This window comes from Pseudomonas sp. FBCC-B35, assembly GCF_059133755.1.
The window spans coordinates 83114-104709 of the sequence record NZ_CP101439.1; the positions used below are offsets into that span (position 1 = coordinate 83114).

Consider the following 21596-nt stretch of genomic DNA (forward strand, 5'->3'; position numbering starts at 1 on the left):
GCCCGGTTAATGTTGAAAGCCAAAGATGAAAGGGCGGCGCGGCTGCCCTTTTTTTCGTCCGCAGCCGTTACACTACAGAACTAGAGCCCTTCCCGGCCTGTCTCAATCCAGGTCGTGCCGTGGCGACCCATGACTGCTCAGGAGTAAAGCATGCGTAAACTGATTCTCAGCGCTGCGCTGGTCGCTGCCAGCGTACTTGGTATGACTTCCGTTCAGGCCGCAGAGCCTGTAGCCGGCAAGGAGTATGTCGAGCTGAGCAACCCGGTTCCGGTTTCCGTGCCTGGCAAGATCGAAGTGGTCGAGTTGTTCTGGTATGGCTGCCCGCATTGCTATCACTTCGAGCCTGTCATCAACCCGTGGGTCGACAAGCTGCCCGAGGACGTCAACTTCAAGCGTGTGCCGGCCATGTTCGGTGGCCCTTGGGATGCCCATGGCCAGATGTTCCTGACCCTGGAAGCGATGGGCGTCGAGCACAAGGTGCACGCGGCGGTATTCGACGCCATCCAGAACCAGCACAAGCGCCTGACGGATCCAAAAGACATGGCCGCTTTCCTGGCAACGCAGGGGGTGGACGAGGACAAGTTCCTGGCCACCTACAACTCTTTCGCCATCAAGGGCCAGGTCAACCAGGCGAAAGAACTGGCCAAGAAGTATGAAATCACTGGCGTTCCCAGCATGGTGGTCAACGGTAAGTACCGCTTCGACCTGGGCACCGCTGGCGGACCAGAGGGCGTCCTCAACGTGGCCGACCAACTGATCGACAAGGAGCGCGCTGCCAAATAGGCAGCGCACCCATGCCTCGCCTACGGGTCACGCGCGGCGTTGCCCTGCCCCAGCCGCAGGTCAACGAGCATCACCTGCAAGCCCCCGGCTTGCCAGAAGATGGTCGTCTGCGGCTGCTCAGCTTCAACATCCAGGTGGGCATTAGTACCGAGCGCTATCGGCATTACCTGACGCGCAGCTGGCAGCACCTGCTGCCGCACACTGGCCGAGCCAGCAACTTGCAGAAAATCGGTAAGTTGCTTGGGGACTTCGATCTGGTGGCCCTGCAAGAGGCGGATGGGGGCAGCTTGCGCTCGGGCTATGTCAATCAGGTCGAGCATCTGGCCCAACTGGGTGCCTTCCCCTATTGGTACCAACAGCTCAATCGCAACCTTGGGCGCTTCGCTCAGCACAGTAATGGCGTACTCAGTCGCTTGAAGCCTCACCAACTCGAGGATCACCCACTGCCTGGCCCAGCAGGGCGCGGGGCTATCCTGGTGCGCTTCGGCGAGGGTGAGGATGCGCTGATCGTAGTCATGATGCACTTGGCCTTGGGCGCCAAGACCCGTGCACTGCAGCTGGCCTACATCCGCGAACTGATCGGCGGGTATCGCCATCAGGTGTTGATGGGGGACATGAACACCCATGCTACCGACCTGCTCGAGCATTCACCGTTGCGCGACCTTGGCCTGATTGCGCCTCAGGTGGAGGCCACCTTCCCCAGTTGGCGACCACAGCGCTGCCTGGACCATATCCTGCTCAGCCCGAGCCTTACCCTGGAAAGGGTCGAGGTGCTGGCCCAGCCGATTTCCGACCATCTTCCTGTGGCCGTCGAGATCCGATTGCCTGATGCATTGACTGTGGATACGCTGCCGGCCTTGAGCTGAATCAACTGACGCCTCGCTTGCCCTCAAGTGTCCCGGGCACGCGCCGACAGTGTGTATCAGACAGCCCCAGTTGTATCACCCGTGCGGACACAGGCATGACCGAAGAAGCCGAGCGCTGGAAAGAAAAATACCTGATAAGCATTGAGCAACAGGAGAAGCTCGAACGTCGCTGGGAGGCGCGCCTGGACTTGCTGCGCCGAGGCCTGGTTCGCAGTACGTTAGCCGCTGAGGGCAGCGACAAGGTCGTCGACCAGTGCATGAAGGAAATGCGCGAGGTCATTCGCAGTGACAACATGGATGCCGGGCTTGCCGGCCTTATCCCCCGTCTTGAAAAAGCGGTACTGGAGTCTGAGCAGCGCCGCGAAACCCGCATGAACCAAGTGGGCGATGCGCTGACGGCACTGGTCGATCAGTTGCAAGGCCTGCCGTTGACCAGCGATGTCTCCAGGCCGTTGAAGAAGCTTGCCAAGCGGCTGGAGGCCGGTGTAACCCAGTCTCGCGATCTGCCGCCGCTGCTGGGGGAACTCAGTGGGCTGCAAGGGCGTGCGCTGGCCGCGCTGGACAGGCCCGAAGCCAGTTCGCGGGGCGGCTTTTTGCAGCGGTTGTTCAAAGGTCGCGATGACCTGGCGCCTGTCGAGGCCGCCAGCGAGCAGGCGCCGGGCCTCGTCCCTGCTGCCTCGCAGCCCCTGGTTCAGGAAGCGTCCATTGTCCCTCAGCACGATGGGCATGAGGACAGCGATGCGTCCCCGTCACTGATCGAGTCTGAACAAATGTCGGGTGGCGAGCCGCCGCCCGTGCCCCCGGCACCTGGTCCGGCAATGGACGTGCCATTGCAAAGTGGGGGTGAGGATGATTCGACCCCTTTGGCTGATGTCCCGTTGTCTGACCAAGAGGCCTATGCCCTGCCCTACGCAGTCGAGCCGCCATACAGCCAGGTGGCCGCCCATATCGAGCAGACGCTGCTCGGTCTGCTGGATGACCTGAGCCTGCCGGACCGCCACAAGGCGCAGGCGCAGGCGCAGGCGATGCGCGAACGGGTGGCGCGCGGCATGAACTGGTACGAGTTGATTCCGGTGCTGGATGATCTTGCCGTGTTGTTGCTGGCGATCACCGACAGCGGCCAGCATGAGTTCGAAACCTATCTGCAATTGCTCAATGAGCGGCTCGAGGGTTTCCACGGCCACTTGCAGGCCGCCAGCGCAGGTCACGCCGACAACAGCAGTGCGGCACGCGAACTGGATACGCAATTGCGTGAGCAGGTGGACGGGCTGCAAACCGACATGCAAGGCGCCGCAGACGTATCGAGCTTGAAGCACCTGCTCGAAAGCCGGCTCGAAGGCTTGCTGATGACGATGGACCAGCACCAGCACGAGCGCGATCGCCGCGAGCAGGCGCTGGCTGGGCGTCTGCAGGGGCTGTCCGAGCGCGTGGCCAGCATGGAGCAGGAAGCGCTGGGTTACCGTGAGCACCTGGAGGAGCAGCGGCAGAAGGCGTTGCTCGACCCACTGACCGGCTTGCCCAATCGTGCGGCCTGGAGCGAGCAAATCGAGCGCGAGATGCAGCGCTGGCAGGAAAACGGCGGCGACTTGGCCATGGCGATTCTGGACCTGGATCATTTCAAGCAGATCAACGACGGCTATGGGCATCTGGCCGGTGACAAGGTACTGAAGATCGTGGCCGAACAGTTGCGCAAACGGCTGCGAGGCCAGGATTTCATTGCCCGCTTCGGGGGCGAGGAGTTCGTGCTGCTGCTGCCCGACACCTCCCCGGCAGACGCGTTACAGGTCGTCGAAACGATGCGCCTTGCCGTAGAGGCCTGCCCGTTTCACTTCAAGGGGGAGCGGGTGGTGGTATCCACGTCCATCGGGCTGAGCGCGTTCAGGCCTGGCGAGGTGGCCGATCAGGTGCTCAAGCGTGCCGACGCAGCGCTTTACCGTGCCAAGCAACGGGGGCGCAACTGCGTGGAGCAGCACTGACCGAGCGCCTGGCAAGGGCGAGCGCAGATGCGGGGAGAGCGTTATACTGTAGCGCTCATTCGCTGAGGCCACTGCCGTGCTTTCCACGCTGAAAAAATCACTGATCACCCTGCTGCTGCTGACTGTCGCCGGTTGCTCCACGGGCTTGCGCATCGACCGCAGCCACCCGTCAGCCAACCAAGACAACCGCATTCAGTTCGTGGTGCTGCACTATACCAATGCTTCACTGGAGCGCTCGTTGGCGTTGCTGACCCATGGCGAGGTCAGCAGCCACTACCTGATCGGTGATGGCCCCGCAACTGTCTACCAATTGGTGGATGAAAGCAGGCGGGCCTGGCACGCTGGCGACAGCCAGTGGCAAGGCAGAACCTGGTTGAATTCATCGTCCATCGGTATCGAGATCGTCAACGCTGGCTTTACCGATACGCCTGCCGGGCGGGTATGGCACCCCTACAGCGAAGCGCAGATCCAGTCGCTGATCGCGCTGCTCAAGGATATCGTCAAGCGTAATGGCATCGAGCCTTGGCACATCATTGGCCATAGCGACATCGCCCCACTGCGCAAGCAGGACCCCGGCCCGCTGTTCCCGTGGAAACGTTTGGCCGACGCCGGCCTGGGTGTGTGGCCTGACGCCTCTAGCGTGGCTCGCCAGCAGGCCTACTTCGAGGTCAATACTCCTACGGTTGGATGGTACCAGCAGGCGCTTGCCCGATTTGGCTACGCCATCGAGCAGACGGGCGTGCTCGATGTCCAGACTCGGCACGTGATCGCGGCGTTCCAGATGCGCTTCCGACCTCAACGCTTCGACGGCCAGCCCGATGCGCAGACGGCCGCCATGCTCGAGGTGCTCAACCGCATGCGGTAAAGCGTTGACGGCTGCCGTTTGGTCCTCGCGCAAGCGAAGCGCTAAACGGCAAAGGTAATTGTCCATTGAGTTGCTATACCTTGGTAATCAACTGGATGCCTTCGATGCCTGATCGCCTAGCGGCCTTGCGCCAATTTTTCTACCGCCCCTGGATGCTTGCCGCTTTGGCGGCAATCGCCAGTGCCGCCCTATTGCTAACCGCCAGCATCGCCATTGCGTTGCAGCAGATGAAGCAAAGTGAAAGCGAACAGATGAATGCTCAGGGCGAGCGTTTTCTGGAACGACTGGAACAGGTATTCGGGCAGTTGCGCGAAGGTGTGGACTTATTGGAGACGCAACCTTTGCGTGGCTGCGGCCCCGCCATGCTGACGGCCTTGCAGCAGATCGGGTTGAGTTCACGGTTCATTTACGAGGCGGCCTATGTCGACGGTAATGTTGCCTGCTCGAACCGAGGTGACGAGCGGGCTTTCGTGCCGCTGCGCCCGCCAGACATCAAGGGGCCGGTCTACAGCTACTGGCTCAACACCACCACCGAGCCCGACGAAAACCTTGCCGCCCTCATGTTGGGGCGTGGCCGGTTTCTGGTGTCCACGTCCCGTGGGCATCTGACCGATGTAGTGGATTTGCCTCCGGGCGGGAGCTTGTTGGTCGTGCTGGACAACGGTGCTCGGGCGATCCCGGTGCTGGGCCCGCCCCAGGTGTGGCCACCGCCTTCTGTGTGGTCGACCAGTCACAAAACGTTGCTGGAGTTCAGCGATCGTCTCATCTATCGCATGCCCACCAAGTCTCCTGATTACCAGTTGGTTCTGATCGCACCACGCGCAAGTCTCCCCCTGCGCATGAATGGCGCCCTGTGGCTGCTCTTTCCAGGCAGCGTACTGGGAGCTTGTTGCATTGGCTGGCTGGTCCTGCAATTGGCTCAACAGCGACGCTCCATGAGCTCGGAGCTTCAGCAAGCGCTGAGTCGTGGCCAGCTGCAAGTGCTCTACCAGCCGATTTTCGAGCTCGACAGCAGGCGCTGTGTCGGCGCCGAGGCATTGGTGCGCTGGCGTCGTCCCGATGGCAGCCTGACCAGCCCTGAGCTGTTCATACCGCTGGCCGAGAATACCGGGCAGATCCGTGAAATCACCGACTTCGTCCTGCGACGCGTCCTCGAGCAACTCGGCCCTTTGTTGCGCTCAAGGCCCATGCTCTACATCTCGGTGAACCTGGCGGCGTGCGACGTGATGGTTCCGCGTGTTGGGGAGGTGGCGGCGCGCCTGCTGGCGCTGCATCGGGTGGCCCCGAGGCAGATCGCCTTCGAGGTGACCGAACGGGGCCTGATCGATGTGGTGGTGGCGCGCGAAAACCTGCAAGCGTTGCGCGCCGAGGGCCATCAAGTGCTGATCGACGATTTCGGCACGGGTTATTGCAGCCTGGCCTACCTTCAGACCTTGCCCGTGGATTGCCTGAAAATCGACAAGGCATTCATCGATGCGCTGGGCCACGATGCCGCCAGCAGCGGTGTGGCACCCCATATCATCCGCATGGCCCACGACCTGCATCTACGGGTGATCGCCGAAGGTATCGAGCGTGAGGACCAGGCGCTGCTGCTGCTTGGCGAAGGGGTGAAGTACGGCCAGGGCTGGCTGTTTGCCAAGGCCCTGACGGCCCGGCAGTTTGCCGAGCTGGTCACGCGGGATAAGTTGCCACGGGGCAGACAGGCCTGACAGGCCTTGCGAGCGTCAGACCGGCAGGGCCAGGTAGAACTGGGTACCTTCACCTGGTCGCGAGAAGACGCCCATGCGCCCACCGTGCAACTGCACGATTTCCTTGCACAGGGCCAGTCCCAGGCCGGCCCCGCCCTTCTTGCGGCCTACTTGCACGAACGGCTCGAAGATGCGGCCCTGCTGACCATAGGCGATACCCTCGCCCGTGTCCTCGACACTGATGATCACGCGTTCGGCATGGCGGCGCGCATGCAGGCGGATGCGCCCGCCCTGGGGGGTGTGCCTGACCGCATTGTGCAGCAGGTTGTCCAGCACGCGGTCGAGCTGAGCAACGTCAGCCTGGATGCGCGGCAGTGGCGGTTCCAGGGCCAAGACCAGTTCGATCTGCTTCTGGCCCGCCTGATCGGCGAAGCGCAATTGCGCCCGCTCCAGCAATTCATCGATGGCACAGGGCGCCAGCTCGAGCTTTTGCAGACCGCTTTGATAGCGGCTGAAGTTGAGCAGGTCGTTGATCAACTGGGTCAGGCGCTGCATTTCTTCGCCAATGGTTTCCAGCAGATCGTATTCACGCGCTTCCTCGGGAAACTTGACCCGTTCGCGCAGCAAGCCGAACGCCATGTGCATACCGGTGACAGGCGTACGCAGCTCGTGGGAAGCGCGTAGCACGAACTCGCTGCGCACCCGCTCGAAGGCACGCTGTTCGGTCACATCGTGCAGCACCATCACGGCGCCCAGGATCGGGCCCTGAGGATGGCTGACGGGCGTCAAGCTATAGGTCAGCAGACGCGTTTCCTCGTCAACGTCGATGTGAAGGTCGTCCGGTTGACGGTCCAGACTGCCGCCGCGTAGCACCTGGCACAGTTGCTGTTCCAGTTCAGGTCGTTCCAGGGCTTCGGCCAGGCTGCTGCCAACGCGGCTGTCGTTCCAGCCCAGTTGGCGTTGAGCAACCGGGTTCAAGTGCTCGAGCAAGCCCTGTCGGTCGATGATCAGCAGGCCATCATCGATACTGTCGAGCACGGCTTGCAGGCGCTGCTGCCCGGCGAGCAATTCGTCGACATTGGTGGCCTGGTGCTTGCGCAGGGCGTCGGCCATGATCCCGAAGCGACGCGTGAGCTGGTTCAGTTCGCTGGCTTGAGTGATCGGGAGTGTGACATCGAAATTGCCCTTGCCCAGCTGATCGGCTGCCTTGGCCAGGGCCTCGATGGGCTGGCCGAATCGGCGGGCAATGTTGTGGGCCGTGATGAAGCCCAAAACCAGGACCACCAGGCCCATCAGGCCCAGCACGCCGCCTACCAGCAGTGCGCGGGCACGGCTTTGTTCTTCGCTGCGAGCGATGTTGGCCAGCGCTTGTTTGTGGGAATCGATCAGGTCGGTACGCACTTGATTGAATGCGGCGCCCAGTGGCTGGTCCACGGCCAGGCTGCGCGAGGGCGCTGGGGTGGCGTGGTAAGCCTCGAGAAATGCCTGGTAGTGGTCGCGGGCTTCGCTGAACCCTGGCCGCTGGCCACCGTCGGCCAGGCCTTGGTCGAGCAGGCGTTGGAAGTCGTCTTGCAGCGTTTGCAACTGACCTGGAGCCGTGTCCGTATCCAGCAGCAGGATAAGCTGCTCACCCAGGTTCTGGCGTAGCTTTAGCCCTACATCCAGCGAGTGGTTGGTGTCGCGAACCAGCGCCTGCTGGGCCGAAGCCATCTGCAGGACACTGACCAGGCCGAGTAGCAACCCCAACAGGGCGACCGTGACCAGCGCCGAGATGCTGAGAAAGAGCCGCGTGCGCAGCTTCATGGTCGGCCACTTCACAGGTTGTACTGCTTACGCTTGCGATACAGGGTCGATGCGTCGATTCCGAGGGTCTTGGCGGCTTGGTCGAGCGTGTCGCTGGCGGCCAGCACAGCGCCGATGTGCGCGCGCTCAAGCTCATCCAGGCTCAAGGCGGCCCCTACGCGCGGCGCGTTGCTGGCCGGTTGCTCGCCCATGCCCAGATGGCTGATCTCGACCTTTTCCTGGGGGCAGATGATGCTGGCCCGCTCGATCACGTTACGCAATTCGCGAATGTTGCCCGGCCAGCGATAATTGAGCAGCGCTGCACGTGCTTCCTCACTGAAACCGCGGGCCGGCCTTGAGTATTCCTTGACGAAGCGCGCCAGAAAGCGGTCGGCAAGCGTGAGGATGTCTTCACTGCGCTCGCGCAGGGGCGGCAGGTGCAAGGTAATGACGTTCAGGCGGTAGAGCAGGTCTTCGCGGAAACGACCCTCGCGCACCATTTCTTCAAGGTTGAGGTTGGTGGCGGCGAGAATGCGCACATCGGCCCGGCGGGTGACCGGGTCGCCAACACGCTCATATTCCTTGTCCTGGATAAAGCGCAGCAACTTGGGTTGCAGGGTCAGGGGGAAGTCACCGATTTCATCGAGGAACAAGGTGCCGCCGTCCGCCTGGTTGACTCGGCCAAGGGTGCTTTCGCTGGCGCCGGTAAAGGCCCCTCGCGTGTGACCGAACAATTCGCTTTCCATCAGCTCGGCATTGAGCGACGGGCAGTTGATGGTCACGCAGGCCTTGCGTGCGCGCTTGCTCCAGCCGTGGATGGCGCGAGCCAACTCACCCTTGCCGGTCCCGGATTCGCCCAGGATCAGGATGTTGGCATCAGTGGTTGCCACCTGGCGGGCTGTTTCCAGTACGACCATCATGGCCGGGCTGTGGGAGTCTAGGCCATCCTTGGGCTTGCGCACTTCGCCTTCCAAGGCTTCCAGGCGGGCGGAAAGCTGGCGCACCTCCAGTTGCTTGGCTGTGGCCAGGCGCAACTGGTCTGGACTGCAAGGCTTGACCAGGTAGTCGGCGGCGCCGGCCTGGATGGCATCGACCGCTGTATCGATGGCGGAGTGGGCGGTCACGATGACCACACGCATCCACGGCGCCTGAACGCGCATCTGGGCCAACACGTCCAGGCCATTGTCTTCGCCAAGGCGCAGGTCAAGGAAGCACAGGTCGAACACCTGGCGCTGCAGCAGGCTCTCCGCCTGAGTGGCGCTGTTGGCGGTCGCCACGCTATAGCCCTCGTCTTCCAGGCAGTAGCGGAAGGTGCGCAGGATCGCGGACTCGTCATCCACCAGCAGAATGCGGCCTTGCTTGTCCTGGGCTGATTCCATGTACCTGCGCTCCTTTGGGAAATATCTTTGTTTAGTGTGGGAAAAATCGGGCAAGTTGCATGGTCAATTCTGAAGGATTCTGCCCTTTGCACGCCAGCGAGTCGACCAGCATGCTCAAAAGTCCCGGGGGACTGGCGATTTGCTTAGAGAGGGTGGTTGGCACATTGGTTGCGAAGAGTTTCAGATTTTGCCTACAAAAGGAGAGTACGACATGCCCTTCCCCTTTCGCGCGCTTGCGCTAGCGGTCAGTTTGCTGCCCTTCGTCGCTGTGGCGAGTGGAGATCCTGTTCACGATGCTCGCTTGGAAGGTTCGCTGCAGACGGCAGTGTCCCTGAACCGGATCCTCAACCCTTATCGGATCACCGTTGAGGTCGACGGCGCATCGGCGCGTTTGGCTGGGGAGGTCGAAAATGAGGTTGAGCGCCGTTTGGTCGAGGAAGTGGCCTTGGCCACTTCAGGTATCGAGAAGGTCGACAATCAGGTAAAGGTCAATCCTGAGCTGGTTGAGCGACCGCTGGCGTTGCGAGCCTATGCCCGGCGCACGGAAGACGTGACGCTGACGGCGGTCATACGGTCACGGCTGTTGTGGAGCCGCCTGACCGAGAAGGCATCTATAGAAGTGCAAAGTGACAGCGGTGTCATCACGCTCCGGGGTCGGGTAGACAATCCCGAGGCCAAGGAGCTTGCGGGCGTCGTGGCACGTACCACCGAGGGGGTGTACCTGGTCAACAACCTGATCAGCCTGGACACCGCCGCCATGATCAAAGCCAAAGGCCAGCCCGTGGATGCCCCGAGCGGACCACAGCCAAGCGATGCCTGGATCGTGGATAAAGTCCAAAGCAGTTACAGCTTCAGCCGCAACCTCGACGGGCTGAATCTGAAGGTGGTGAGCCAGGATGGCTTGGTACGACTCTCCGGCGAAGTCGTTAGCCCCGAGCAGAAAAATATCGCGATGGACATCGCCAGGCAGATCATCGGAGTACGTGGCGTAGATGCCGACATGCTCAAGGTGGCAACCAAGGTTGAGGGGTGATCGTGCATTTCGCACGGCCCCCCAGGGTGCATCGTGCAGGATACGTGGTAGGTCCTAATGGTTCAATCTTTTAAATCATTGAAAAATAAGGATTTTTTCTAATTTGAAAGCTGGCACGCAGGCTGCAATTACTTGTTCAAGTCTGGACAAAAATTACAGCAGGAGAAGCCGGCATGAACCGCCCATCTGTCAACCGTTTGCAAGTTACCGCCCTGCCACTGCGTCAGATCATGTCGCTTGGCATCGCGGTCATGCTGACCTTGGCAGCAGGGCTGTTCTACTACAGTGTGCAAACCGCCCGGTTGGCCGATCAGGTAGCGGCGCAAACCGCCCTGCTGTCGCAGATCCAGAACACCCGCGCCAGTAACCTCGTTCAGGCAGCCGAGCCGCTGCCATCGAAGGGTAAGGCCGAGTCCCCTGCAACCGTTGAACATGTCGTACCACAGGACCGTTGGGTGTTCTGATCACCCTGCTTTTGAAAAACAAAGGAGAATCACCATGCTGAGCTGGGCTATCACTTTCCTCATCATCGCCATCGTCGCTGCAGTTCTGGGCTTTGGTGGTATCGCTGGCGCTGCAACGGGTATCGCCAAGATCCTGTTCATCGTCTTCCTGGTTCTTTTCGTGGCTTCGTTCTTCTTTGGACGCGGTCGCAGATGAGCAGGCTGTTGCGCAATGCCGTAGCTGGCGTTCTGATGATGGGCGCCACTGCAGCAGCGTTGGCGGCCAATGATGGCCAGCTACGTGTCGATCAATTGCTGGGTAGCGATGCCGAATACCGGGAATCTTGGCAGGATGCTGTCAAAGGCGAGGAACGCCTGCCCGATTGGGTATTGAACCTCACGGGGAGTTCGCCTCAGCAGATGTCGGCGGTCACGGAAGACGGTGATAAGTACCTCGTGGGCCCGCTCTGCGAAGCCGCGGACAAATGCACTTACAAGCGTTTGATCGTGGCATTCAGCTGGGACAAGGATGACGCCTACGGGATGCTGGTGGAGGTACCGGAAGGCCTGCCCAGCGACAAGTCGCCTACTCGCCATGCGCAGTACCGGTGGCTTGGCGAACCTGATGATGGCATGAAAGCCCTGCTTCAGGAGCAACTCAAGCAGGACCCGAACTGGTACTGAGTCGCAAGACCAGTGTGGTTCAGGTCCGGCACTGTCATGAAATAGAAGCTGAACGGCCGTAGGCTTGCAGCCTTCTATGATGCGCCGCTCCGAGGAGGAGCAGCACATGACCAAGGGGCCGGGCTGTTCTGATCGCTACAGGATCGGAGTGGCCTAGGGGTACAGGGAGTGCCTCCACCTGTTGGGCCGGGTCAGGTAAGGCAGAATCGGAAGTTCCAGGTCAGTAGAGCCCTGAACGATCTTCAGGGTGGACCTGGCTTCCGAGGAGCCATCCAAATATCAGTGCACGATGCACGAATTCCCTCTCGGGACACATTTTGTCTCAACCGCATGTCTTTTTTTTCCTCAGCCGTGCTATCAATACGAGCTGCGTTTGAAGCATTCGGATTGTCGAACAACCTGATTTTTCCTACGTGCTTTTGCGACTATTCCAGCCGCCATTTGGCGTTTATGTCCTATTCGGGTTTCCGAACGGCGCACCGCATGTCAGTTATTTCCCTCGAAATGCCTCCACTTTCCCATGCTTGATCGGTATGGGGTATGCGTTTCCGGCATTAGATTTCCCTCTTTCCCATCGCAATAGTTGCGGCCTTTTTCGCCGACCGAGCCCTGCGCTCGTCTGCGCTGTCCTTACAACACGTCGCTGATCGGCGCATTCGCCCCGGGGTTGTTTCCACAGTTTTCCGGTAGCCGTTAGTTGACATGACCACTACAACAAAGGGTAAAGACATGAAGAAGGCAAAACTGAGCCTCGCCTGGCAGATCGTCATCGGTCTGGTCTTGGGCGTTGCAATCGGCGCGCTCCTGAACCACTTCAGTGCGGAAAAGGCCTGGTGGATCAGCAACGTCCTTCAGCCTGCTGGTGATATCTTCATTCGCCTGATCAAGATGATCGTGGTCCCGATCGTGATCTCGTCGCTGATCGTGGGCATCGCCGGGGTTGGCGACGCCAAGAAGCTTGGCAGTATTGGCCTGAAGACCATCCTTTACTTCGAAGTCGTCACGACCATCGCCATTGTCGTGGGCCTGGTGCTTGCCAACCTGTTCCATCCGGGCGCCGGCATCGACATGAGCACCCTCGGCACCGTGGACATCTCCAAGTACCAGGCGACCGCCGCCGAGGTGCAGCATGAGCATGCCTTCATCGAGACCCTGCTCAATCTGATTCCGTCGAATATCTTCGCGGCGCTGATGCGCGGTGAGATGCTGCCGATCATCTTCTTCTCGGTCATGTTCGGCCTTGGCCTCTCCAGCCTGCAAGCCGAGCTGCGCGATCCGCTGGTACGCACCTTCCAGGCCGTATCGGAAACCATGTTCAAAGTCACTCACATGATCATGAAGTACGCGCCGATCGGTGTGTTCGCGCTGATCGCGGTGACCGTTGCCAACTTTGGCTTCAGCTCATTGCTGCCACTGGCCAAGCTGGTCCTGCTGGTGTATTTCGCCATCGCCTTCTTCGCCTTCATGGTGCTGGGGCTGGTAGCGCGCCTGTTCGGCTTCTCGGTGATCAAGATCATGCGCATCATGAAAGATGAGCTGATCCTGGCCTACTCCACCTCAAGCTCGGAAACCGTCCTGCCACGGGTTATCGAGAAGATGGAGAAATACGGTGCGCCCAAATCGATCTGCTCGTTCGTGGTGCCTACCGGCTACTCGTTCAACCTCGACGGCTCTACCCTGTACCAGAGCATCGCGGCCATCTTCATCGCCCAGCTCTACGGCATCGACCTGTCGTGGAGCCAGCAGCTGCTGCTGGTACTGACCTTGATGGTGACCTCCAAAGGTATTGCCGGAGTACCGGGTGTTTCGTTCGTGGTACTGCTGGCCACCCTGGGTAGCGTGGGTATCCCGCTGGAAGGTCTGGCGTTCATTGCCGGTGTCGACCGCATCATGGACATGGCCCGCACGGCACTCAACGTGATCGGTAATGCCCTGGCCGCGCTGGTCATCTCCCGTTGGGAAGGTATGTACGACGCAGCCAAGGGCGAGCTGTACTACGCCTCGCTGATCGCCGAGAAGCCTGAAGCTGCCATGGTGGGTGAAGCAGCCAAGCGCTGAGGCCAAGCCTGTTGGACACAAAGCCCCGACATGTCGGGGCTTTTTGTTGTCTGCGGCATCTACACTCACGGCGGGCCGCAGCCAGGGCGGTGTTCGATACGTTATGATTCGGGCATTTCGGGGAGGTACGTGGATGCTCAACGGCTTGTGGCTCGGCTTTTTCCTGGTAGCGGCCATATCTGCCATGGCTCAATGGCTAGTGGGTGGCAACGCTGGCATCTTCGCGGCCATGGTCGAAAGCATCTTCGCCATGGCGAAACTTTCCGTCGAGGTCATGGTATTGCTGTTCGGCACCCTGACGCTGTGGCTGGGCTTTCTGAAGATTGCCGAGCAGGCGGGTATCGTCGAATGGCTGGCCAAGGTGCTGGGCCCCTTGTTCGCACGGCTGATGCCAGAAGTGCCGCCTGGGCACCCCGCGCTGGGGCTGATCACCATGAACTTTGCGGCCAACGGTCTGGGCCTGGACAACGCTGCTACCCCTATCGGCTTGAAGGCCATGCGTGCCCTGCAGACGCTCAACCCCAGCAGTACCACGGCCAGCAATGCACAGATCCTGTTCCTGGTGCTCAATGCGTCTTCCTTGACCCTGCTCCCTGTGACCGTCTTCATGTACCGGGCTCAGCAAGGCGCGCCCGACCCAACCATGGTGTTCCTGCCTATCCTGCTGGCCACCAGTGTGTCGACGCTGGTAGGGCTGCTGTCGGTCGCGGTGATGCAGCGTTTGCGGCTATGGGACCCTGTGGTGCTGGCTTACCTGGTGCCCGGTGCGTTGCTGCTGGGAGGCTTCATGGCCTTTCTCGGCACGTTGTCGGCAGCCGCGCTGGCCAGCTTGTCCTCAATCCTGGGCAACCTCACGCTGTTCGGGGTGATCATCGTCTTTTTGATCATCGGCGCGCTTAAGCGGGTCCAGGTCTACGAAGCGTTCGTCGAAGGGGCGAAGGAAGGCTTCGACGTTGCCAAGAGCCTGCTGCCCTACCTGGTGGCGATGCTGGTGGCGGTCGGTGTGCTGCGCGCATCAGGGGCGCTTGAGGTGGCGTTGGACGGTATTCGCCATGCGGTGAACTGGATGGGCCTGGATACGCGCTTCGTCGAAGGGCTGCCAACTGCCCTGGTCAAGCCGTTTTCCGGCAGTGCCGCACGGGCGATGCTGATCGAGACCATGCAGGCCCAGGGTGTGGACAGCTTCCCTGCCTTGGTCGCTGCGACCATCCAGGGCAGTACCGAAACCACGTTCTACGTCCTCGCCGTGTACTTCGGTGCCGTGGGCATTCAACGGGTGCGCCATGCCGTGGGGTGTGCACTGTTGGCCGAGTTTTCCGGTGTGGTGGCAGCGATCTGCGTTTGCTACTGGTTCTTTGGCTGAACGGCGTTTCAAGTGCTACAGGGTGCGCCGCTCATGAAGCGGCGCCATCCTCGACTACCTTGAAGCGCAGTACGCCTATCACCTGGCCATCCTCGGTCAGCACCCTCACCTGCCAACGCCCCACCGGGTTGGGCGGGAAGTTCTGCTTGTGGGTCCAGGCCCGATAGCCTTCCTTGCGCCCACCGTGAATGTCCAGGGCGATACGGTCCACCTCCTGCCCGTCTTTCTGCCACACATGGTAGATCCGCTCATTCAGGCCGCGCGGCGCGTTGATGGCGGTGTAGGCGTACAGGCCGCTGCTGCGAATACGGCTGGCAGCGATTTTATCCAGTGAATCTCCCGGCTCACGGTTGATGACCTCGGTACTCACGGCGACCTCGGTCATCCACAAGGTGGCCGGCGGCACCCAGGAGCGCAACAACCAACCACCGCCACCGACTGCCAGCGTGATCACCACCAGGCCGACACCGCGTCGCCAGTTGCTGACCGGGAAGCTGCTGACCAGGCTTGGGAAGGACAAGGCCATGGCGATGATCAGGGCCAGCTTGAAGCTTTGCGCGGTGGTGAGGTGCAGGATGATCGGCAAAGCCGTCAGCAAGGCGGCGAACAGGGTCAGGGTGTGCAGCGCCATGAACAGCCAGCGCCGCGGCGCGAGCCAGCGGTAGTACAGCGGGTCGATGATCGAGACCAGCCCGGCGGCGCCCAGCAAGCCTGTAAAGATCGACTGGCCGCTGTTCCAGGTGGTGGTGATGAAGAAAAACGGCAGCACGAAGAACAGGGATTCCTGGTGGATCATCTGCGTGGCATAGCGCAACAGCGGCTGGGGTATTTCACGCTTGAACGTACGCGTGAACAGGCGAGTGAGCGTGCTTTCGAGCATCAGCCAGACCCAGCTGACCAGCAGCATGACGGCGATCCAGCTGGCAAGCCCCGCCTGCCGGTCGACCAGGATGAAGCTGCCTACACCCGATAGAAAGCCCCCCAAGGCAATGACGCCCGGATAGCGTTTGAGCAGTTCGATGATGCGCTGGGCGATCTTGGGTATTGGGGGCATGGGGGCTGCAATGCTTGGAGTGGCTAGGGGGCGGCCCTTGCATGCACGACGCGGGCATTGAAAGGATACCGCCGTTTCACATGTGCCGAGTAGCACCGCTTGGCTTGTCAGGAGTTTGTCGACGCCAGCGCAGAAGGCACGCGGCGAGCAGCAACCCTGCCAGCAGGAACGACAGACCGTAGAGCTCGTCGTACCCAAGCAGCGGTTTTTCGATACGAATGTAGCCTTCGTGGGCGAGCAACTGCTCGAGCGCCTGGTTGGCTTGCTCCAGTGTCACTCGTCGCAGCTGACGCACAGGGCTGGTGAAGCGGCCGTCGGTGTAGTCGTTCAATGCGCCCCAGTAATAATCGGCAAGGGCACTGTTACCTTGGGTTGCCCAACTTTCCTTGGCGATGCTCGCTTGCTTGATGCGGGCAAAGGTGTCCGGGTCCAGGCCCTGCTTGCGCAAATGATCGAACAAGCGCCGCATGACCTCGATGGCCCTTCCTATATCATCGCGCTCAAGGTCGGCGTTGAGGCTGAGCAGGCCGGTATCACCGAAGCTCTCGCGCTGGACCGAGGGCCCGTAGGACAGGCCGTTGCGCAGGCGCAGCTGGTCGTACACTGCCCAATCCAGATAACGGGAGAGCAGATCCAGGGTGGCCTGATGGTCGTTGTCCAACACGGGCTCGATGAACAGCCAGTGGAGTTTGGCGGTATCGCCCAGCCAGCCGTGCATCAGGCCGCGCCGTTGCTTGGCCTCGTGGCTGATCGATTCCAGATCACGGCGGTCTTCCGGCTCGGTGGCCGGGAGTTCGCCGAAGGTTCTTTCCAGGTAGGCGGGCAACAGGCGGTCAAGGCCACCCACCATGATCAGTGTCATGTTGTTGGCCGCGTACCAACGCTCGCGCAGGCCTTGGACCTGCTCGAGGGTCATGTCGTCGAGGTTGGAGCGCTCGGGGCATTTCAAGCCCAATTCCGTGGCCAATTGCTGCCCGGCGGGGTGGCCGATATCCTGCCGGTCGAGCCAGCGCTGCAGGTGCCCGTAATGGCCACCGTCCTCACGCTCGATGATGCGCTTGGCAGTCGCCAGGGCCTTGGCGTCGATCTGGGTGTCGCGAATGATCGACAGCAACAGATCGAGTACCTTGCGCTGATTGCGTGCGGGCGCCTCAATCACGAACGTGGTGTCGGCATTGCCCGTGAACGCATTCCATTCGCCACCCAGCGCCTGCAGGCGCTCTTCCAGACCCCCTTCGCCCGTGTCATCCACCCCACTGAACAGCAGGTGCTCCAGCAGGTGCGGCAGCTCTTTCTGGTCGCAGCCGAAGTCGTCCAGGCCCACCCCCACGACCAGGCGAATGGACACATGGTCGCGTTCGTAGCCGTCCTTGAGGATGACCTGCAGGCCGTTGGGCAGCAGATAGCCCTCCACGCGAGCGCGGTCCAGGGCAAAGGAGCAGAAGCTACACATCAGCAGGCAGACGAACATCAGGCAACGCATGGGTGAGCGGGGGTCCTCAGGTCGGCGACATCACGGCAGAGGGGCTTCGTCCGGCACGCTGTCGAGCATCAGCCCGCCCGTGTCCGAGCCGCCCAGTACCACATAGGCACTGCTGCAGAACAAAGAGTTCAACCGCTTCATGTCGGCGATAAGCTCCAGGTGGATGGAGCTGGTCTCGATGCTCTGTACCACTTTGCGCTGCAGGCGGCTGACATGGGCGTGGGCCAGGCGCCGTTCCTGGGCGCGAAAACGACGTTTCTCGCGCAGCAGCAAACGCGCGCTTTCCGGGTCGGCGCTGAGGAATACCGAGAGGCCGAGGCGCAAGTTGGCCAGCAATTGCTCCTGCAATCCGGTCAGTTCCTCCAGCCCCATCTGAGAAAAGGCACGGCGTTGGCTTGTCTTCTGCTGCTGGACTTTGCGCAACATGCGTTCGATCAGGTCGCAGGCCAGCTTGAGGTTGACGGCCAGCTCGATGATCTCGGCCCAGCGACGGTTGTCGTGTTCGCTGAGGTCCTCGCGGGTCATCTGCGCCAGGTATAACTTGATGGCGCTGTACAGGGCCTCGGCATCCTCACCCAGTGCGCGTACCTGCTGAGGCAATGCAGCCTGAGTGCCGCGCAGGGCGCCAAGCATGGCTTCAAGCAAGTTGTCGACGATATCGCCCAGGCGCAGCGTCTCCCGGGCAGCATTGGCCAGCGCCAGGCTGGGCGTTTCCAAGGCCGAGGCGTCGAGATGGCGCGGGCGTATCTGCCCGTTGTCGCGCTCGCGCTCTGGCAACAGGCTGTTGCACAGCCTTCCCATGGGCTTGACCGTAGGCAGCATGATCAGGCAGCGGGCCGTGTTGTAGAGCAAGTGGAAGCCAATGACCAGTTCTTGCGGACTGAAACTCAGTGAGTCCATCCAGTCCACCAGCGGGTGGAGCACGGGGATGATCAACAGCAGGCCGATCAGCTTGTACAGCAGGCTGCCCAGCGCCACGCGGCGGCCGGCGGCGTTCTGCATGCTGGTGCTGATGAACGCCAGCAGGCCGCTACCAATGTTGGCGCCGACCACCAGGCCTATGGCCACCGGCAGGCTGATCACCTCGGCACCTGCCAGTGTGGCGGTGAGCAGGACGGCGGCCAGGCTCGAATACGACACCATGGCAAACAATGCACCGACCAGGGCGTCGAGCAGAATGTCGCCGGTCAGCGAGGCGAAAAGCACCTTCACGCCTTGGGCATGGGTGATGGGGGCGGCTGCCTGGACGATCAGTTCCAGCGCCAGGATGATCAGGCCCAGGCCGATGCCGACGCGGCCGAGTTGGCCAGCACGGGTCTGCTTGCGTGAAAGGAAAAAGATCACCCCCAGGAAAATCAGCAGGGGCGAAAGCCAGGACAAGTCGAAGGTCAGTACACGGGCCATGAGCGCCGTGCCCACGTCGGCCCCTAACATGATGGCCAGCGCCGGGGTCATGGCCATCAGGCCCTGACCTACGAATGAGGTGACCAGCATTGCGGTTGCGTTGCTGCTCTGCACCATTGCAGTGACCAGAATGCCCGCGATGAAGGCAAGCGGGCGTTTGTCCATGTTCTGGCCGATGATGCGTCGCAGATCCGAACCGAACACCCGTAAAATGCCGGTTCGCACGATGTGCGTGCCCCACACCAGCAAGGTGACTGCCGAAAGCAGATTGAGTAGGGTCAGCATGACGAGAGCCCCCTGAGTGCACCGGCCAAGGTGGCCGGTCGAAAAGACGCGGGCGCAGTGCCGTTTGCAAAGGCCTGTTCAAGCTTTAGTTCTATTATGCCGCTGCCGCCAGCTTCGCATGGCTGTCATCATTTTGAAACATCCTTGGGACGTACTGGCGGCATGCGCAAAGGGCCCCGCAGGGCCCTTTTCTCCGTGACGTGTGAGGTTATTGACCCGGCACGTCCTTGCGCAGCTTCACGGCCTCGTGCTCCTTGCCAGCCTTGCGTGCCAACGACGTACGCATGCGGATGTTGATGGCTTCGACCGCCAGGGAGAAGGCCATGGCGAAATAAACGTAGCCTTTAGGAACATGCACATCGAATGCTTCGGCGATCAGCACGGTACCTACCACGATCAGGAACGACAGCGCGAGCATCTTCAATGAAGGGTGCTTGTCGATGAAGTCGGCGATGGTACCGGCACAAGCCATCATGACCAGCACGGCGACGATGATTGCGGCGATCATCACCGGCACGTGCGACACCATCCCCACAGCGGTAATCACCGAATCCAGGGAGAAGACGATATCGATGATCGCGATCTGGATGATGGTGTACAAGAACTTGCCGCCAGAGCCCTTGGGTTCGTCGGCGTTTTCTTCTTCGCCTTCCAGGCCGTGGTAGATCTCCTGCGAGCTCTTCCAGAGCAGGAACAAGCCACCGAAGAACAAGATCAGGTCACGTCCGGATATACCCTGCCCTAGCACCACGAACAGATCGTCGGTCAGGCGCATTACCCAAGTGATGGACAGCAGCAGCATGATGCGAGTGACCATGGCCAGGGCCAGGCCGAAGATCCGGGTACGCGGCTGCATGTGCTTGGGCATGCGGCTGACCAGGATCGAGATCATGATGATGTTGTCGATGCCCAGAACGATTTCAAGCGCGGTCAGGGTGAAGAAGGCAACCCAGATTTCCGGGCTGGTCAGCCATTCCATGTGTTTTCCTTTGAGCGGTATGGGCGATGCGCCTGCATCGAGGCGCATTGCGGTGGAGAGAGGTCTGTTATCAGAGACTACTGAACAGCGGGAAAATGCCCATGATCAGCGCGGCGAACATTATGCACAGGCACACCAGTACTGCCCACTTGAGCGTAAAGCGTTGGTGATCCCCGAATTCGATGCCGGCCAGGGCGACCAGCAGGTAAGTCGAGGGTACCAGCGGGCTGAGCAGGTGCACCGGCTGCCCGACGATGGATGCACGGGCCATCTCGACCGGACTGATGCCATAGTGGCTTGCCGCTTCGGCCAGTACGGGGAGAACACCGTAATAGAAGGCGTCGTTGGACATGAAGAAGGTGAACGGCATGCTCACGATCGCCGTGATCACCGCCAGGTACGGGCCCAACGCTTCGGGAATGACAGCCAGCAGGCTTTTGGACATGGCATCGACCATGCCCGTGCCCGACAGGATGCCGGTGAAGATGCCTGCGGCGAAGATCAGGCCGGTAACCGCCAGCACGCTGCCGGCGTGGGCGGCGATACGGTCTTTCTGTTGTTGCAGGCAGGGGTAGTTGACGATCATCGCGATGCTGAAGGCGATCATGAACAGCACTGGCAACGGCAGCAGGCCGGCGATGAGGGCCGCCATCAATGCAGCGGTCAGTGCGCCATTGAAGTACAGCAGCTTTGGCCGGCGTGCCTCTGGATATTGCGAAACACTGATGTCGCTGTGATCGATATCGTCAGTTGGCAGGTGCAGCTCGCCCAGGCGGGCACGTTCGCGTTTGCCGTACAGGTAGGCGATGGCCAGGATCGCGACCACGCCGAACAACATCGCTGGAATCATGGGCACGAAGATATCGGAAGGGTCCACGTGCAAGGCGCTGGCCGCCCGCGCGGTGGGCCCACCCCATGGCGTCATGTTCATGACCCCGCCGGCAAGAATGATGAGCCCCGCCATGATGCGCGGGCTCATGCCCAGGCGGCTGTACATGGGCAGCATGGCCGCGCAGCAGATCATGTAGGTGGTAGCGCCGTCACCGTCCAGCGATACCACCAGGGCCAGCACGGCGGTGCCTACCGACACCTTGAGCGGGTCGCCCTTGACCAGCTTGAGGATTTTTCGCACCGCAGGGTCGAAAAGGCCGGAGTCGATCATCAAGGCAAAGTAGAGAATAGCGAACATCAGCATGACGCCGGTGGGCGCCAACTTGCTGATGCCTTCGAGCATCATGGGGCCGATCTTGCTGGCGAAACCGCCAAAGAGGGCGAACAGAATGGGCACCAGGATCAGGGCGATCAAGGCCGACAGACGCTTGGTCATGATCAGGTACATGAACGTGACGACCATGGCGAAGCCGAGGAAGGTCAGCATGGCAATACTCCAGGCGAGGCGCGACGAAAAAGAGGACGGTTCGGGCGGGTCAGCGTGCAGGACGCTGCGCGTGGAGTAGGTAGGACGGGACTA

At 61.1% G+C, this 21596-nt stretch carries 18 protein-coding genes; 11 read left to right on the forward strand and 7 right to left on the reverse strand.

All coding sequences use genetic code 11. The annotated features are described in order from the left end of the window. Positions 1-150 precede the first annotated feature (150 nt). The 5 genes from dsbA (at position 151) to NMB38_RS00430 (ending at position 6199) form a co-directional block, all read left to right on the forward strand. The gene (gene dsbA, locus NMB38_RS00410; RefSeq protein WP_104925681.1) at positions 151-783 is read left to right on the forward strand and encodes a thiol:disulfide interchange protein DsbA; all 633 of its coding nucleotides are present in this window, start codon (positions 151-153) and stop codon (positions 781-783) included. An 11-nt stretch (positions 784-794) separates the two neighbouring features. After that, a complete protein-coding gene (locus NMB38_RS00415) occupies positions 795-1649 on the forward strand; it encodes an endonuclease/exonuclease/phosphatase family protein (protein WP_027913232.1) in 855 nt (284 codons plus the stop codon). Positions 1650-1744: 95 nt separating this feature from the next. Beyond that, positions 1745-3625 (forward strand): GGDEF domain-containing protein, encoded by a 1881-nt coding sequence (locus NMB38_RS00420; RefSeq protein ID WP_494354868.1) that lies wholly within the window; start codon positions 1745-1747, stop codon positions 3623-3625. 76 nt (positions 3626-3701) lie between these two features. Beyond that, entirely contained in the window at positions 3702-4490 is a 789-nt protein-coding gene (locus NMB38_RS00425; protein ID WP_049695240.1) for an N-acetylmuramoyl-L-alanine amidase, read from the forward strand. 104 nt (positions 4491-4594) lie between these two features. Next, positions 4595-6199, forward strand: a complete 1605-nt coding sequence (locus NMB38_RS00430; protein ID WP_027913229.1) for an EAL domain-containing protein — start codon at positions 4595-4597, stop codon at positions 6197-6199. A gap of 15 nt (positions 6200-6214) precedes the next feature. Here the strand turns inward: NMB38_RS00430 and NMB38_RS00435 are convergent, their stop codons facing one another. Both NMB38_RS00435 and algB read right to left on the reverse strand, forming a co-directional pair. Beyond that, positions 6215-7981 (reverse strand): KinB sensor domain-containing domain, encoded by a 1767-nt coding sequence (locus NMB38_RS00435; RefSeq protein WP_033694889.1) that lies wholly within the window; start codon positions 7979-7981, stop codon positions 6215-6217. An 11-nt stretch (positions 7982-7992) separates the two neighbouring features. Next, positions 7993-9339 (reverse strand): sigma-54-dependent response regulator transcription factor AlgB, encoded by a 1347-nt coding sequence (gene algB, locus NMB38_RS00440; protein ID WP_027913227.1) that lies wholly within the window; start codon positions 9337-9339, stop codon positions 7993-7995. 211 nt (positions 9340-9550) lie between these two features. Between algB and NMB38_RS00445 the strand changes: the two genes are divergently transcribed. The 6 genes from NMB38_RS00445 (at position 9551) to NMB38_RS00470 (ending at position 14920) form a co-directional block, all read left to right on the forward strand. After that, positions 9551-10372 (forward strand): BON domain-containing protein, encoded by an 822-nt coding sequence (locus NMB38_RS00445; RefSeq protein ID WP_027913226.1) that lies wholly within the window; start codon positions 9551-9553, stop codon positions 10370-10372. A 173-nt stretch (positions 10373-10545) separates the two neighbouring features. Further along, positions 10546-10836 (forward strand): hypothetical protein, encoded by a 291-nt coding sequence (locus NMB38_RS00450; protein WP_027913225.1) that lies wholly within the window; start codon positions 10546-10548, stop codon positions 10834-10836. A gap of 34 nt (positions 10837-10870) precedes the next feature. Next, positions 10871-11032 carry a DUF1328 domain-containing protein gene (locus NMB38_RS00455; protein ID WP_023532363.1) on the forward strand — a complete coding sequence of 54 codons (162 nt, stop codon included), beginning with the start codon at positions 10871-10873 and terminating at the stop codon, positions 11030-11032. After that, on the forward strand, positions 11029-11499 hold the full coding sequence (locus tag NMB38_RS00460; RefSeq protein ID WP_049695237.1) for an inhibitor of vertebrate lysozyme family protein: 471 nt from the start codon (positions 11029-11031) through the stop codon (positions 11497-11499). The genes NMB38_RS00455 and NMB38_RS00460 overlap by 4 nt, the downstream gene beginning before the upstream one ends. A gap of 729 nt (positions 11500-12228) precedes the next feature. Further along, the gene (gene gltP / locus NMB38_RS00465) at positions 12229-13557 is read left to right on the forward strand and encodes a glutamate/aspartate:proton symporter GltP (RefSeq protein ID WP_023532821.1); all 1329 of its coding nucleotides are present in this window, start codon (positions 12229-12231) and stop codon (positions 13555-13557) included. 133 nt (positions 13558-13690) lie between these two features. Then, a complete protein-coding gene (locus NMB38_RS00470; protein WP_023532681.1) occupies positions 13691-14920 on the forward strand; it encodes a nucleoside recognition domain-containing protein in 1230 nt (409 codons plus the stop codon). 31 nt (positions 14921-14951) lie between these two features. Here NMB38_RS00470 and NMB38_RS00475 read toward each other — a convergent pair whose 3' ends face one another. The 5 genes from NMB38_RS00475 to NMB38_RS00495 form a co-directional block, all read right to left on the reverse strand. Next, positions 14952-15974 carry a DUF5924 family protein gene (locus NMB38_RS00475; protein WP_027913223.1) on the reverse strand — a complete coding sequence of 341 codons (1023 nt, stop codon included), beginning with the start codon at positions 15972-15974 and terminating at the stop codon, positions 14952-14954. Between the two features lie 76 nt (positions 15975-16050). Beyond that, positions 16051-17457: a M16 family metallopeptidase gene (locus tag NMB38_RS00480; protein WP_027913222.1), complete on the reverse strand. Its 1407-nt coding sequence runs from the start codon at positions 17455-17457 to the stop codon at positions 16051-16053. Positions 17458-17487: 30 nt separating this feature from the next. After that, positions 17488-19146: a Na/Pi cotransporter family protein gene (locus tag NMB38_RS00485; RefSeq protein ID WP_027913221.1), complete on the reverse strand. Its 1659-nt coding sequence runs from the start codon at positions 19144-19146 to the stop codon at positions 17488-17490. Between the two features lie 208 nt (positions 19147-19354). After that, on the reverse strand, positions 19355-20125 hold the full coding sequence (locus tag NMB38_RS00490; protein WP_027913220.1) for a TerC family protein: 771 nt from the start codon (positions 20123-20125) through the stop codon (positions 19355-19357). 70 nt (positions 20126-20195) lie between these two features. Next, complete coding sequence (locus NMB38_RS00495) at positions 20196-21503, reverse strand: CitMHS family transporter (RefSeq protein ID WP_023532698.1); 1308 nt, start codon at positions 21501-21503, stop codon at positions 20196-20198. Between the last annotated feature and the right edge of the window lie 93 nt (positions 21504-21596).